Below are 14,369 nucleotides of genomic sequence, written 5' to 3'. Positions count from 1 at the left end.
ACCGTTTGGCGCAGCCAAACACAGCGAGAGGAGGTGCAGCGAAGCAAACCGTAGGCGCTGCGCCCGGATCGATCCCGCAGCGAAGGAACCCCGAGCCCCAGCGAGCGGGCCGCACGCAGGAGCAAGCCTTTTTGGTTACTTTTTCGGCGTCTGGAAAAAGTGACCCGCCGTAAGGGCGGAACCCTAAGCAGTCCTAACCGCAGCAACGGATATACCCACAAAACCCCAGATATACCGAGTTAGACACCTCCCCAAGAAAAACGATATTTCCGAACACCCCCAAATCCCCGCTACCCTCAAAAAACCACCACCTCCAATCTCCCCGGGGACTCCATGCCAAGATCCACCCTAAAACCGCTCTTGATCTCCCTCGCACTAACCGCCATAACCCCAATCGCCAACGCCGCCACAACCCTGGTCTACTGCTCCGAAGCCAGCCCCGCCGGCTTCGACCCCAGCCAATACACCAGCGGCACCGACTTCGACGCCTCCGCCGAAACCGTCTTCAACCGCCTCACCCAATTCAAACGCGGCGGCACCGACATCGAGCCCGGCCTGGCAACAAAATGGGACATCTCCCCGAACGGTCTGCAATACACCTTCCACCTGCGCCAAAACGTAAAATTCCACACCACCGACTACTTCAAACCGACCCGCGACTTCAACGCCGACGACGTCCTCTTCACCTTCCAGCGCCTGCTCGACCCGGACAACGCCTTCCGCAAGGCCTACCCCGCCGAGTCCCCGTACTTCACCGACATGGGCCTCAACACCACAATCAAATCGGTAGAAAAACTCGACGACCAGACCGTGCGCTTCAACCTCATCAACGTCGATGCCGCGTTCGTGCAAAACCTCGCCATGAGCTTCGCCTCGGTGCAGTCGGCCGAATACGCCGCGCAACTGTTGAAAGAAGGCAAAGCCGCCGACCTCAACCAGAAACCCATCGGCACCGGCCCGTTCGTGTTCAAGCGCTACCAGAAGGATTCACAAATCCGCTACGCCGCCAACACGGCCTACTGGAAACCCGAGGACCTGAAGATCGACAACCTGATCTTCTCGATCACCCCTGACGCCGCCGTACGCCTGCAAAAGCTCAAGGCCGGTGAATGCCAGGTCAGCGGCTACCCACGCCCGGCCGACATCGAAGTGATGGAAAAAGACCCGAACCTGCGCGTGCTCAAGCAAGCCGGGTTCAACCTCGGCTTCCTCGCCTACAACACCACCCACGCGCCTCTGGATCAGCTCAAGGTGCGCCAGGCGCTGGACATGGCCATCGACAAACCGGCGATCATCAAAGCCGTCTACCAAAGTGCCGGCCAGTTGGCGCAAAACGCTTTGCCGCCAGCGCAATGGTCGTATGACCCGAACATCAAGGACGCCCCCTACGACCCGGCAAAAGCACGGGTGCTACTGAAAGAAGCTGGGGTTGCGCCGGGTACAACCATCAACCTTTGGGCGATGACAGTGCAGCGCGCTTCCAACCCGAACGCGCGGATGTCGGCGCAGATGATCCAGCAAGATTGGGCGAAAATCGGCATCAAGGCCAACATCGTCAGCTATGAATGGGGCGAGTACATCAAACGCGCGAAAAATGGCGAACACGACGCGATGATCTATGGTTGGACAGGTGACAACGGTGACCCCGACAACTGGCTCGGTGTGCTGTACAGCTGCGCTGCGGTAAAAGGCAGCAACTACGCCAAATGGTGCGATCCGGCCTACGACAAACTGGTGCAACAGGCCAAGTTATCCACGGACAAGGAACAACGGGTAAAACTGTATCAACAGGCGCAGTTGATCCTTAAACAGCAGGTGCCGATTACACCGATCGCCAACTCCACGGTGTTCCAGCCGCTGCGCAAGGAAGTCACTGACTTCCGGATCAGCCCGTTCGGTCTTACCCCCTTCTATGGCGTGGGTATAAATAAGTAACACCAAGCCCCAAGGCGGCGCGCACAACGTGACCAATGCACCGTTTTGGGGCTCCATTTGCACCGTAAAAACCACTCGCAAACGGTCAAATGCGTCAGAAGTTATACAGATGCGACATTAAGGTACGTTCGTGCCACGGTTTGAGGCCGGCAGTCGCTCTGGATCTTGCAATGGGTATGGCCCCTGCATAAGTATCCGCAGGCACGACTCACGAGGTCGTACCTCACAACTAAAAAATGACAACAAATCATGAGGCCAACATGCTTAAACACGCGGTCATTCCGTTTTTAGTCGGCGCAGGCTTGTTAGCCTCCGCACCTTTCGCATCCGCTGCGACTAACCTGGTGTTCTGCTCCGAAGGCAGCCCGGCCGGTTTCGACCCAGGCCAGTACACCACCGGAACCGACTTCGACGCCTCAGCCGAAACCATGTTCAACCGTCTGACCCAGTTCGAGCGCGGCGGCACCGCCGTGATTCCTGGTCTGGCGACCAAGTGGGACATTTCCGATGATGGCCTGACTTACACCTTCCACCTGCGTGAAGGCGTCAAGTTCCACACCACCCCGTATTTCAAGCCGACTCGTGAGTTCAACGCCGACGACGTGCTGTTCACCTTCAATCGCATGATTAACAAGGATGACCCGTTCCGTAAGGCGTACCCGACCGAATTCCCGTACTTCACCGACATGGGGATGGACACCAACATCACCAAGATCGATAAAGTCGACGACCACACCGTCAAGTTCACGCTGAAAGAAGTCGACGCTGCGTTCATCCAGAACATGGCCATGAGCTTCGCCTCGGTACAGTCCGCCGAGTACGCTGCCCAGCTGCTCAAAGAAGGCAAGGCTGCCGACATCAACCAGAAGCCGATCGGCACTGGTCCGTTCGTGTTCAAGAGCTACCAGAAAGATTCCAACATCCGTTACACGGGCAACAAGGATTACTGGAAGCCTGAAGACGTGAAGATCGACAACCTGATCTTCGCCATCACCACCGACCCGTCGGTGCGCATTCAGAAGCTGAAAAAGAACGAATGCCAGGTCACCCTGTTCCCGCGTCCGGCCGACCTGAAAGCGCTGAAAGAAGACAAGACCCTGAAGATGCCTGACCAGGCTGGTTTCAACCTGGGTTACATCGCCTACAACGTGATGGACAAGGTCAAGGGCAGCAACGAGCCGAACCCGCTGGCTGACCTGCGCGTGCGTCAGGCGCTGGACATGGCCGTCAACAAGCCGCAGATCATCGACTCGGTTTATCAGGGCGCAGGCCAACTGGCCGTCAACGCCATGCCGCCGACCCAGTGGTCTTACGACACCACCATCAAAGATGCCAAGTACGATCCTGAGAAAGCCAAACAGCTGCTCAAGGAAGCCGGCGTCAAGGAAGGTACCGAGATCGTGCTGTGGGCGATGCCGGTGCAGCGTCCGTACAACCCGAACGCCAAACTGATGGCTGAAATGCTCCAGTCCGACTGGGCCAAGATCGGCTTGAAAGTGAAGATCACCAGCTATGAATGGGGCGAGTACATCAAGCGTTCCAAAGGTGGCGAGAACCAGGCCATGATCATTGGCTGGAGCGGTGATAACGGTGACCCGGACAACTGGCTGAACGTGCTGTTCGGCTGCGATTCGCTCAGCGGCAACAACTTCTCCAAGTGGTGCGACAAGAAGTTCGACGGCCTCGTCAAAGAAGCCAAGCGCACAACCGACCAAGGTAAGCGCACCGAACTGTACAAAGAGGCACAACACGTCCTCAAAGATGCAGTCCCGATGACACCTATCGCTCACTCGACGGTGTATCAACCCATGCGCGCCAACGTGCAGGATTTCAAGATCAGCCCATTCGGCTTGAACTCCTTCTACGGCGTCAGCGTCAGCAAATAAGGCACTGCAGCGGCGACGTTTTTAACGTCGCCGCTGTTTTACCTGCCGGGAATTTAGGAAATTGCCTACAGCCAATTCCACTGTGGATTACCGCAGCGGTATAGGACGTGTCGCCTTTTCCTACGAGATTTAAGGCATTTACGCATTTACTGCCAGGACCGCGGCCCCTACCGTCGGGTACTGACCAGTGTCTGCGTGGGCTACCGGTTTGCGCTACGTACTGGATTGAGTTCGATGCAGCCCAAAACGTCTCCGGATGAGACGACGGCGCATTGAACAACACTAAAAAAAAGAGGGAGCGTCATGCGCCATACCTTGGTTTTTTCCGCATTGCTGGGCGCCGGTCTGTTGGCCGCCTCGTCCGCCAGTTTCGCCGCCAGCAAAAGTCTGGTGTTCTGCTCTGAAGGCAGCCCGGCAGGCTTTGACACCGCGCAGTACACGACAGCGACGGATAACGACGCCGCCGAGCCGATCTACAACCGTCTCGTCGAGTTCGAAAAAGGCGCGACCAATGTCGTACCCGGTCTGGCCACCAAGTGGGACATTTCCGAGGATGGTCTCAAGTACACCTTTCACCTGCGTGAAGGTGTGAAATTTCATACAACGCCGTACTTCAAGCCAACCCGCGATTTCAACGCCGACGACGTGCTGTTCACGTTTAATCGGATGCTCGATGCACAGCAACCCTTCCGTAAGGCTTATCCCACCGAGTTCCCGTATTTCAACGGGATGAGCCTGAACAAGAACATCGCCAAGGTCGAGAAGACCGGGCCGTTGACCGTGGAGTTCACGCTCAACAGCGTCGACGCCGCGTTCATCCAGAATATCGCCATGAGCTTCGCCTCCATTCTGTCCGCCGAATACGCCGACAAACTGCTGGCCGACGGCAAGCCGAGCGACATCAACCAGAAACCGATCGGCACCGGGCCGTTCGTGTTCAAGAGTTATCAGAAAGACTCGAACATTCGTTACACCGGTAATAAACATTACTGGGATCCGAGCCGGGTCAAACTCGACAATCTGATCTTTGCAATCAACACCGACGCCTCGGTACGCGTGCAGAAGCTCAAGGCGGGCGAGTGCCAGATCACCCTGCATCCGCGCCCTGCCGATGTTGAAGCGCTGAAGGCCGACCCGAAACTGCAACTGATCTCCAAGCCGGGTTTCAACCTCGGCTACATCGCCTATAACGTGCGCCACAAGCCCTTCGACCAGCTCGAAGTGCGTCAGGCGCTGGACATGGCGGTGAATAAACAAGGGATTCTCAACGCTGTTTATCAAGGCGCCGGCCAACTGGCCGTCAACGCCATGCCGCCGACCCAATGGTCCTACGACGACAGCATCAAAGACGCCGCCTACAACCCGGAAAAAGCCAAAGAGCTGCTCAAGGCTGCCGGCGTAAAAGAAGGCACTGAGATCACCCTGTGGGCAATGCCGGTGCAGCGTCCGTACAACCCCAACGCCAAGCTGATGGCCGAAATGCTCCAGGCGGACTGGGCCAAGATCGGTCTGAAAGTGAAGATCGTCAGCTACGAATGGGGTGAGTACATCAAGCGCACCAAGAATGGCGAGCACGACATCAGCCTGATTGGCTGGACCGGTGACAACGGGGATCCGGACAACTGGCTCGGCACGCTGTACAGCTGCGATGCCATCGGCGGCAACAACTACTCCATGTGGTGCGACCCGGCTTACGACAAGCTGATCAAAGAGGCCAAGGTCGTCACCGACCGTGACCAGCGCACCGTGCTCTACAAACAGGCGCAGCAATTGCTTAAACAGCAAGTGCCGATCACGCCTGTCGCCCACTCGACGGTCAACCAACCGTTAAGCGCCAGGATCGAAGGGTTCAAAGTCAGCCCGTTCGGTCGCAACGTGTTCTCGGGTGTTGGTATCGATTAACCCAACCGATTAGCCGCAACGCTGGGGGGCGCTGTCTAGCCCCTCACGCAAGCGCTTTGCCGAAATTCGCCTATCGGGCCTTTTGCAAACGTTTGCGATGTGTGAATGAGTTCTAAACCAATAACCGGCATACCAAAAAAAGCCGGCATAAAAAGAAAGTAAAGGAGCTTCACCCATGAAACTGAGCAACACCGCGATACTGGCCCTGGCCATCAGCAGCATCACCGCCACGGCGTACGCAGAACCTGCAAGTCAGGAGTTCGTCCCTACCACGTTGGCCGGCAGTAGCGCCCAAAGCGAGGCCAAAGGCTTTATCGATGGACAAAGCCTGGGCGGCACAACCCGCAACTGGTACGCCAATGAACTGAAACGTCGTGACGACACTTTCAGCTACGTGAAAAACAGCGACAAGAACACCTCGCCAGTGGTCAAGACCGCGACCCCGCGTCGGATCAACTGGGTGCAAGGCACCATCGTCAACTACACCTCGGGCTTCACCCAAGGCACCGTTGGCGTCAGCACTGAAGTCGCCGCTTACAACGCCATCGTTCTCGACCGTGACCGCAAGGATATTGCTGGCGGCTCCAACCGCACCCTCGCCCATTCCGACGGTGATGCGGTCGACCAGTGGAGCAAACTGGGTCTGGCCAACGTCAAGCTGCGCGTTTCCAACACCACGCTGACCGCCGGTCGTCAGAACTTCAGCACGCCGATCGTCGACGTCATTGGCAACCGTCCGCTGCCTTCGAGCTTTGAGGGTATTACCCTGCACAGCGAAGAGCTCAACAACATTTCGTTTGACCTGGGTGGCTTCGACCGCGTTTCGCCACGTACCGAGCAGAGCCTGTCGAAATTCCGCACCGAGTACTCGGCCACTGGCGTGGAGACCGACAAGGTCTACATCGCTGGCGTCAACTACCAGCCGTTCAAAAGTCTGAAAACCAGCCTGTACGGCTCCAACGTCGAAGACTTCTGGAACCAATACTACTTCGGCGCCACCCACGAACTGGGTGACAGCCAGGTGCTGAGCCTGACCACCGGTCTGAACTACTACAAGACCGTCGATGAAGGTAAAAAGCTGATGGGCGAGATCGACAACGATACCTACTCGCTGTCGCTGGGTCTGGCTCACCAGGCACATAGCCTGACCTTCTCGTACCAGGAAGTGAATGGCGACACGTACTTCGACTACCTGCACGAAACCAACGGCATCTACCTGGCCAACTCCCTGCTGTCGGACTTCAACGGCCCGAACGAGAAGTCCTTCCAGATCGCCTACGGCATCAACATGGCCGAATACGGCGTACCCGGCCTGAAGTTCAACATCTACCAGGCTCGTGGCTGGGGCATCGACGGTACTCACTACCGTGGCACCGCCTACACCGATCCGGGCGCCAAGCGCGGCGACCTGAGCCTGATGGACGGCGAATCCCATTACGAATATGGCATCGGTGCTTCCTACGCCGTGCAGAGCGGCCCGCTCAAGGCCACCGCGATTCGCGCAACGTACACCACGCACCGCGCCAGCGAGCACCAGGCTGACGGCAACATCAACGAGTTCCGTCTCGTGACCACGATTCCATTCAACATCCTGTAAAAAACGCCAACCGACGGCTGACTCATGACGAGTCGGCCGTTCGGTTTTTTGTCTTCAACCGATTGCAGAGGGTTATCGATGAAAATGCTTCCCCTACGTGCGGCCGTCGCTGCCGCCTTGCTGAGTGCCGCTCTCGGCGTCTCGGCCAAACCCTTGGTGGTCTGCACCGAAGCCAGTCCGGAAGGCTTCGATATGGTCCAGTACACAACTGCAGTCACGGCGGACGCTGTGGCCGAAACCATCTTCAACCGCCTGGTGGACTTCAAGCCTGGCACGACGGAAATCGTTCCGGCCCTGGCAGACACCTGGGAAATCAGTGAAGACGGTCTGACCTACACGTTCCACCTGCGTAAAGGCGTCAAGTTTCACACCACCGAATACTTCAAGCCGACCCGCGACATGAACGCCGACGACGTGGTCTGGAGCTTCCAGCGTCAGCTGGACCCGAATCACCCGTGGCACAAACTGTCGAGCGTGGGCTTCCCGTACTTTGAAAGCATGGGCTTCAAGGAACTGCTCAAAAGCGTCGAAAAAGTCGATGACCAAACGGTCAAATTCACCCTGACCCGCCGCGAAGCGCCGTTCCTGGCCGACGTCGCGATGCCGTTCACCGCCATCTACTCCGCCGAATACGCCGATCAGTTGCTCAAGGCCAACAAGACTGGCGACCTGAACAACAAGCCGGTCGGCACCGGCCCGTTCATCTTCCAGCGTTATGCCAAGGATGCGCAGGTACGTTTCAAGGCCAACCCGGATTACTTCCGTGGCAAGCCACCGGCCGACGCGCTGATTCTGGCGATTGCCACCGACAACAACGTGCGCCTGCAGAAGCTCAAGGCCAACGAGTGCCAGATCGCGCTGTATCCGAAACCGGATGACATCCCGAGCATCAAGAAAGACGACAAGCTCAAGGTCGAAGAGCTGAACGCGATGACCGTTTCGTACATCGCCATGAACACCCAGCACAAATACATGAGCGACGTGCGCGTGCGTAAAGCGATCGACATCGCTTTCGACAAAGCGGCTTACGTCAACGCACTGTTTGGCCCGGGCAATGCGACCGTCGCGGTCAACCCGTACCCGGACACGCTGCTGGGCTATAACCACGAGCTGAAAAACCCGCCACGCGATCTCGACAAGGCCCGCGCCCTGCTCAAGGAAGCCGGCGTACCGGACGGCACCGTGTTTACCCTGTTTACCCGCAACGGCGGCGGCCCGACCAACCCGAATCCGATGCTCGGCGCGCAGATGATGCAGGCTGACCTGGCGAAAGTCGGGATCAAGATCGACATCCGCGTGATGGAATGGGGCGAAATGCTTAAACGCGCCAAGGCTGGCGAGCACGACATGGTTTCGGCCGGATGGGCGGGCGACAACGGCGACCCGGATAACTTCCTGACGCCTATGCTCAGTTGTGAAGCAGCCAAGAACGGCGAGAACTACGCACGCTGGTGCAACGAGAAATTCCAGGCACTGCTGGATGAAGCACGGGCTAAAGTAGATCCGGCCGAACGCGCAAAGCTCTACGAACAGGCGCAAGTGCTGTTTAATCAGGACCAGCCATGGATCAGCATGGCCCACACCAGGATGTTTACCGCAATGCGCAACAACGTAGAGGGCTATCACATCAGCCCTCTCACCACTAATAACTTCGCCACCACCCAGGTGAAGTAGATAAGAAACTCCCGGCCTCCCTGACCCCAGGGAAGCCGGGCACGCCTAACCGGCTGATGAGGTACCACACAAGATGTTTAGTTTTATTGCCCGCCGACTGGGGTTGTTGATCCCCACGTTTTTCGGCATCACCTTGCTGACTTTCGCGTTGATTCGCATGATTCCGGGCGACCCCGTGGAAGTGATGATGGGCGAACGTCGGGTCGACCCCGAAATGCACGCTCAGGCAATGGAACGCCTAGGTCTGAACAAGCCGCTCTATGCCCAGTATCTGGACTACATCGGCAAACTGGCCCACGGCGATCTCGGCGAATCCCTGCGTACGCGTGAAAGCGTATGGACCGAGTTCACCTCCCTCTTCCCGGCGACCCTGGAACTGTCCATGGCCGCCCTGCTGTTCGCCGGCATCCTCGGGCTTCTGGCCGGGGTGATCGCGGCCCTCAAGCGAGGATCGCTGTTCGACCACGGGGTGATGGGCATCTCCCTCGCGGGGTATTCGATGCCGATCTTCTGGTGGGGCCTGATCCTCATCATGTTCTTCTCGGTGAGCCTGGGCTGGACGCCGGTTTCCGGGCGGATCGACCTGCTCTACGACATCGAGCCGCGCACCGGTTTCATGCTGATCGACACGCTGCTGGCCGATGACGTCGGGGCGTTCTTCGACGCGCTACATCACCTGATTCTGCCGGCCATCGTCCTCGGCACCATTCCGCTGGCAGTGATAGCGCGGATGACCCGTTCGTCGATGCTCGAAGTGCTGCGTGAAGACTACATCCGCACCGCCAAGGCCAAAGGCCTGTCGCCGTCGCGCGTAGTATTTGTCCACGGTCTGCGTAACGCGCTGATTCCGGTACTCACCGTGGTCGGCCTGCAAGTCGGCACCCTGCTCGCCGGTGCAGTCCTGACCGAAACCATCTTCTCCTGGCCCGGCATCGGTAAATGGCTGATCGAAGCCATCGGCGCCCGGGACTATCCGGTTGTGCAAAACGGCATCCTGTTAATCGCCTGCCTGGTGATTCTGGTCAACTTCGTAGTGGACATCCTCTACGGTTTTGCCAACCCACGCATCCGTCATCAGCGCTGAGGTCCATACCATGAGCACTCCAACATCCTCAGTAGCCACGTCCGCCCCAAACGCGGATCAAAGCCTGCTGTACCCGTCGCCGTACAAAGAATTCTGGCAAGCCTTCTCGAAGAACAAGGGCGCAGTTGCCGGCCTGCTGTTCATGCTGCTGGTGATTTTCTGCGCACTGTTCGCCCCTTGGGTCGCGCCGCACAACCCGAGCGAGCAATACCGCGACTTCCTGCTGACGCCACCGGCGTGGCTGGAAGGCGGGCAGTTGCAGTTCCTGCTCGGCACCGATGAACTCGGTCGCGACCTGCTGTCGCGTCTGATCCAGGGCTCGCGCCTGTCGCTGCTGATCGGCTTGTCGTCGGTGGTGATGTCGCTGATTCCGGGGATCCTCCTCGGTCTGTTCGCCGGTTTCTTCCCGAAGATGATCGGCCCGACCATCATGCGTTTGATGGACATCATGCTGGCCCTGCCGTCGCTGCTGCTGGCAGTGGCGATCGTCGCCATCCTCGGCCCTGGCCTGATCAACACCGTGATCGCCATTGCTGTGGTGTCCCTGCCGTCCTACGTGCGTCTGACCCGTGCCGCCGTGATGGGCGAACTGAACCGCGACTACGTGACCGCCGCGCGCCTGGCCGGTGCCGGCCTGCCACGTCTGATGTTCATCACCGTGCTGCCGAACTGCATGGCGCCGCTGATCGTTCAGGCGACCCTGAGCTTCTCTTCGGCGATTCTCGATGCCGCTGCGTTGGGCTTCCTCGGCCTTGGCGTACAACCGCCAACCCCTGAGTGGGGCACCATGCTCGCCTCGGCCCGCGACTACATCGAACGCGCCTGGTGGGTGGTGAGCCTGCCTGGTTTGACCATTTTGCTCAGCGTGCTGGCAATCAACTTGATGGGCGACGGTCTGCGCGATGCGCTGGACCCGAAACTCAAGAACGCCGCCTGAGGAGATTCCCATGTCACTGCTAGAAATCAAGAATCTCAACGTTCGCTTCGGCGACAAGACCGCGACCCCGGTGGTCGACGGCCTCGACCTGAAAGTCGACAAAGGCGAAGTACTGGCCATCGTTGGCGAGTCGGGTTCGGGCAAATCCGTGACCATGATGGCGCTGATGGGGCTGATCGAGCATCCCGGCATCGTCACCGCCGACTCGCTCAGCTTTGACGGCAAAGACATGCTCAAACTGAGCAACCGTCAGCGTCGGCAAATCGTCGGCAAAGACCTGTCGATGGTGTTTCAGGACCCGATGACCGCGCTGAACCCGAGCTACACCGTCGGTTTCCAGATCGAAGAAGTGCTGCGTCTGCACCTGAAAATGTCCGGCAAGCAAGCGCGCAAACGTGCGATCGAGCTGCTGGAAAAAGTTGAAATCCCCGGCGCAGCCAGCCGTATGGACGCCTACCCGCATCAACTCTCCGGCGGTATGAGCCAGCGTGTTGCGATCGCCATGGCGATTGCCGGCGAGCCGAAACTGCTGATCGCCGACGAACCGACCACTGCGCTGGACGTGACGATTCAGGCACAGATCATGGATCTGCTGTTGGCGTTGCAGAAAGAACAGAACATGGGCCTGGTGCTGATCACTCACGACCTCGCGGTCGTGGCTGAAACTGCCCAGCGCGTCTGCGTGATGTACGCCGGCCAAGCCGTTGAAGTCGGCCAGGTGCCGCAACTGTTCGACGTCCCGGCGCATCCGTACAGCGAAGCGCTGCTCAAGGCGATTCCCGAGCACAGCCTCGGCGCCGCACGCCTGTCGACTCTGCCGGGCATCGTTCCGGGCCGCTACGACCGTCCGCAGGGTTGCCTGCTGTCGCCGCGCTGCCCGTACGTGCAGGACAGCTGCCGCGCGCAGCGTCCAGGTCTTGACCCGAAAAGCCACAGCCTCGCCCGCTGCTTCTTCCCGCTGAACCAGGAGGTGGCGTAATGGCCGTCGTACTTACCGCCCGCGACCTGACCCGTCACTACGAAGTGTCCCGTGGCCTGTTCAAGGGCCATGCGACCGTGCGCGCACTCAATGGCGTGTCGTTCGAACTGGAAGCCGGCAAGACCCTCGCCGTAGTAGGCGAATCGGGCTGCGGCAAATCCACCCTCGCCCGCGCGTTGACGCTGATTGAAGATCCGTCGTCCGGATCCTTGAAAATCGCCGGCCAGGAAGTCGCCGGCGCCGACAAGGCTCAGCGCAAGCAACTGCGCAAAGACGTGCAGATGGTCTTCCAAAGCCCGTACGCGTCGTTGAACCCACGCCAGAAAGTCGGTGACCAGCTCGGCGAACCGCTGCTGATCAACACCAACCTGAGCGCTGCCGAACGTCGCGAGAAAGTCCAGGCGATGATGAAGCAGGTCGGCTTGCGTCCTGAGCACTATCAGCGTTATCCGCACATGTTCTCCGGCGGTCAGCGCCAGCGTATCGCCTTGGCCCGGGCCATGATGCTGCAACCGAAAGTGCTGGTGGCGGATGAGCCGACTTCGGCGCTCGATGTGTCGATTCAGGCGCAGGTGCTCAACCTGTTCATGGATCTGCAGCAGGAGTTCAACACCGCTTACGTGTTCATCTCGCACAACCTTGCAGTGGTGCAACACGTGGCCGATGACGTGATGGTGATGTACCTTGGTCGCCCGGTGGAACTGGGCCCGAAAAACGACATCTACGAACGCCCGCTGCACCCGTACACCCAGGCGCTACTGTCGGCGACCCCGACCATTCACCCGGACCCGAACAAGCCGAAAATCAAGATCGTCGGCGAGCTGCCCAACCCGCTGAACCCGCCGTCTGGCTGTGCTTTCCACAAGCGCTGCCCGTATGCGACCGAGCGATGCAGCACCGAAGAGCCGCTGTTGCGCCAGCTCGACAGCCGGCAGGTGGCTTGCCACTACGCCGAGCAGTTCCTCGACGGCGCGGCCTAAACAAATCCGGAGAGCGATACAAAACACTGTGGGAGCGAGCTTGCTCGCGAAGGCGTTGGATCATTCAACATAGATGTCGACTGACACACCGCTTTCGCGAGCAAGCTCGCTCCCACAGGGATTGCATTTCAAACAGCGTGAAGTGTTAACCAAACCCCTTCCACCTCGATTGCGCATCAGTCGAGACGAAGGGGTTTTCTTTTGCCTGCAATTTACGTCTGGCTATCGCCGTCGTCGTCATCAGTGTCCGGCTCGTCAGTGGTCGAGTCGTCATCGTCTTTACTGCCGCCCTGGTCCTGATCGCCCGGCTCGGACTCAGACTTGGCGAGCATCAAGCCGCTGTGCCCAACCTTTCCGTTGAACGCCTGAGAATCGTGATCCTCGCACTCGGCCCAGGCCGTCGCGGTGCCGAGGGACAGCATGACCATCACTTTCAACAGCAATAAAACCCGTAGCAATCTGCTTTTCATAGCCGACTCCATCCTTTTTCAGGTGAGACATTCGTGCCTGACTGGCGCTGTGTGAAATCTAGTTCCGATCCATCGGGTTCACCAGATAGGACGCTGACGAGCAGGCAGAAATGCCCTCAGCAGACAGATTGCTTTCGAATAACACCAATAGCCGGATCAGCTAAGCGCCGCCGCGTGATCGCGTGGCCCGGCAAGTCAGCGGCATGGAAATCAACACCATCAGCGCACTCGCCAGCCACACACTGTGGCCACCGAATTGACCGTACGACGGGCCACTGAGTACCGGTGAAAACAGCGCACTGGCGCTCCAGCTCATAAAGAACAGGCCAAAGTACTGACCGCTTTTCCCGCCCTGGGCACTAACGGCCAGCAGGCTGGTTGTCGCGTTCAAGTGCATCGAGATCACGAAAAACGAAGTCGAAGATCAAAAGCCCCTCACCCTAACCCTCCCGAAACGTCGGACCGCCCGGAGGGAGAGGGGACTGACCGCGTTGTTTGGGCGAGGTACGCCGACGTGAAATACCGAGCCGAACTCAGATTCTGAAACAGATCAAAAGCCCCTCACCCTAACCCTCTCCCTGAGGGAGAGGGTTAGGGTGAGGTGATTGCAAGAGCTACGCCGACGTGCGATACCGCGTCGAACTGAGACTTTGAATAACACACAAATCGGCTCCCTCTCCCTCGGGAGAGGGCTGGGGTGAGGGGCGAATCCAACGCAAATCAACAGCCGGCCACGCTGTGCTTTTCACCACTCAATAGGCCGAGTGTCAGCTCGCCTGCTCTTGATCTTGATCCACGGGCGACATCGGAAGGCTTCGTTGCGGGATTGATCCGGGCGTGGGAGCGCAGCGACCGTTTGGCGCAGCCAAACACAGCGAGAGGAGGTGCAGCGCAGCAAACCGTAGGCGCTGCGCCCGGATCGATC

General features: G+C 58.7%; 10 protein-coding genes and 1 pseudogene. 9 read left to right on the top strand and 2 right to left on the bottom strand.

The window, feature by feature from the left end:
- The first annotated feature begins 333 nt into the window (after positions 1-333).
- From WA225_RS07470 to WA225_RS07430, 9 genes are all read left to right on the top strand, one after another.
- Positions 334-1,935, top strand: coding sequence for an ABC transporter substrate-binding protein (locus WA225_RS07470; RefSeq protein WP_422607448.1), 1,602 nt, complete (start codon positions 334-336; stop codon positions 1,933-1,935).
- Positions 1,936-2,195: 260 nt separating this feature from the next.
- Positions 2,196-3,821 carry an ABC transporter substrate-binding protein gene (locus tag WA225_RS07465; RefSeq protein WP_242205323.1) on the top strand — a complete coding sequence of 542 codons (1,626 nt, stop codon included), beginning with the start codon at positions 2,196-2,198 and terminating at the stop codon, positions 3,819-3,821.
- Between the two features lie 303 nt (positions 3,822-4,124).
- Entirely contained in the window at positions 4,125-5,723 is a 1,599-nt protein-coding gene (locus WA225_RS07460; RefSeq protein WP_242205324.1) for an ABC transporter substrate-binding protein, read from the top strand.
- 175 nt (positions 5,724-5,898) lie between these two features.
- Entirely contained in the window at positions 5,899-7,320 is a 1,422-nt protein-coding gene (locus WA225_RS07455; RefSeq protein ID WP_422607447.1) for an OprD family porin, read from the top strand.
- A 78-nt stretch (positions 7,321-7,398) separates the two neighbouring features.
- On the top strand, positions 7,399-8,994 hold the full coding sequence (locus WA225_RS07450; RefSeq protein WP_422607446.1) for an ABC transporter substrate-binding protein: 1,596 nt from the start codon (positions 7,399-7,401) through the stop codon (positions 8,992-8,994).
- A gap of 73 nt (positions 8,995-9,067) precedes the next feature.
- Positions 9,068-10,078, top strand: coding sequence for an ABC transporter permease subunit (locus WA225_RS07445; RefSeq protein WP_008085273.1), 1,011 nt, complete (start codon positions 9,068-9,070; stop codon positions 10,076-10,078).
- Between the two features lie 10 nt (positions 10,079-10,088).
- The gene (locus tag WA225_RS07440; RefSeq protein WP_422607445.1) at positions 10,089-11,015 is read left to right on the top strand and encodes an ABC transporter permease subunit; all 927 of its coding nucleotides are present in this window, start codon (positions 10,089-10,091) and stop codon (positions 11,013-11,015) included.
- Between the two features lie 10 nt (positions 11,016-11,025).
- Positions 11,026-11,994, top strand: a complete 969-nt coding sequence (locus WA225_RS07435; protein ID WP_077571086.1) for an ABC transporter ATP-binding protein — start codon at positions 11,026-11,028, stop codon at positions 11,992-11,994.
- On the top strand, positions 11,994-12,974 hold the full coding sequence (locus WA225_RS07430; protein ID WP_008085266.1) for a peptide ABC transporter ATP-binding protein: 981 nt from the start codon (positions 11,994-11,996) through the stop codon (positions 12,972-12,974). The genes WA225_RS07435 and WA225_RS07430 overlap by 1 nt, the downstream gene beginning before the upstream one ends.
- A 212-nt stretch (positions 12,975-13,186) precedes the next feature.
- On the opposite strand, the gene WA225_RS07425 is transcribed toward WA225_RS07430, so the two are convergent.
- On the bottom strand, positions 13,187-13,444 hold the full coding sequence (locus WA225_RS07425) for a hypothetical protein (RefSeq protein WP_242205330.1): 258 nt from the start codon (positions 13,442-13,444) through the stop codon (positions 13,187-13,189).
- A 160-nt stretch (positions 13,445-13,604) separates the two neighbouring features.
- Positions 13,605-13,802, bottom strand: a pseudogene (locus tag WA225_RS07420) (MFS transporter); the annotation flags it as partial.
- Positions 13,803-14,369: the final 567 nt, after the last annotated feature.

It is taken from the genome of Pseudomonas sp. (assembly GCF_049300855.1).
In the GTDB taxonomy this organism is placed as follows: Bacteria; Pseudomonadota; Gammaproteobacteria; order Pseudomonadales; family Pseudomonadaceae; genus Aquipseudomonas.
This window is presented reverse-complemented; position numbering and strand designations above follow the sequence as displayed.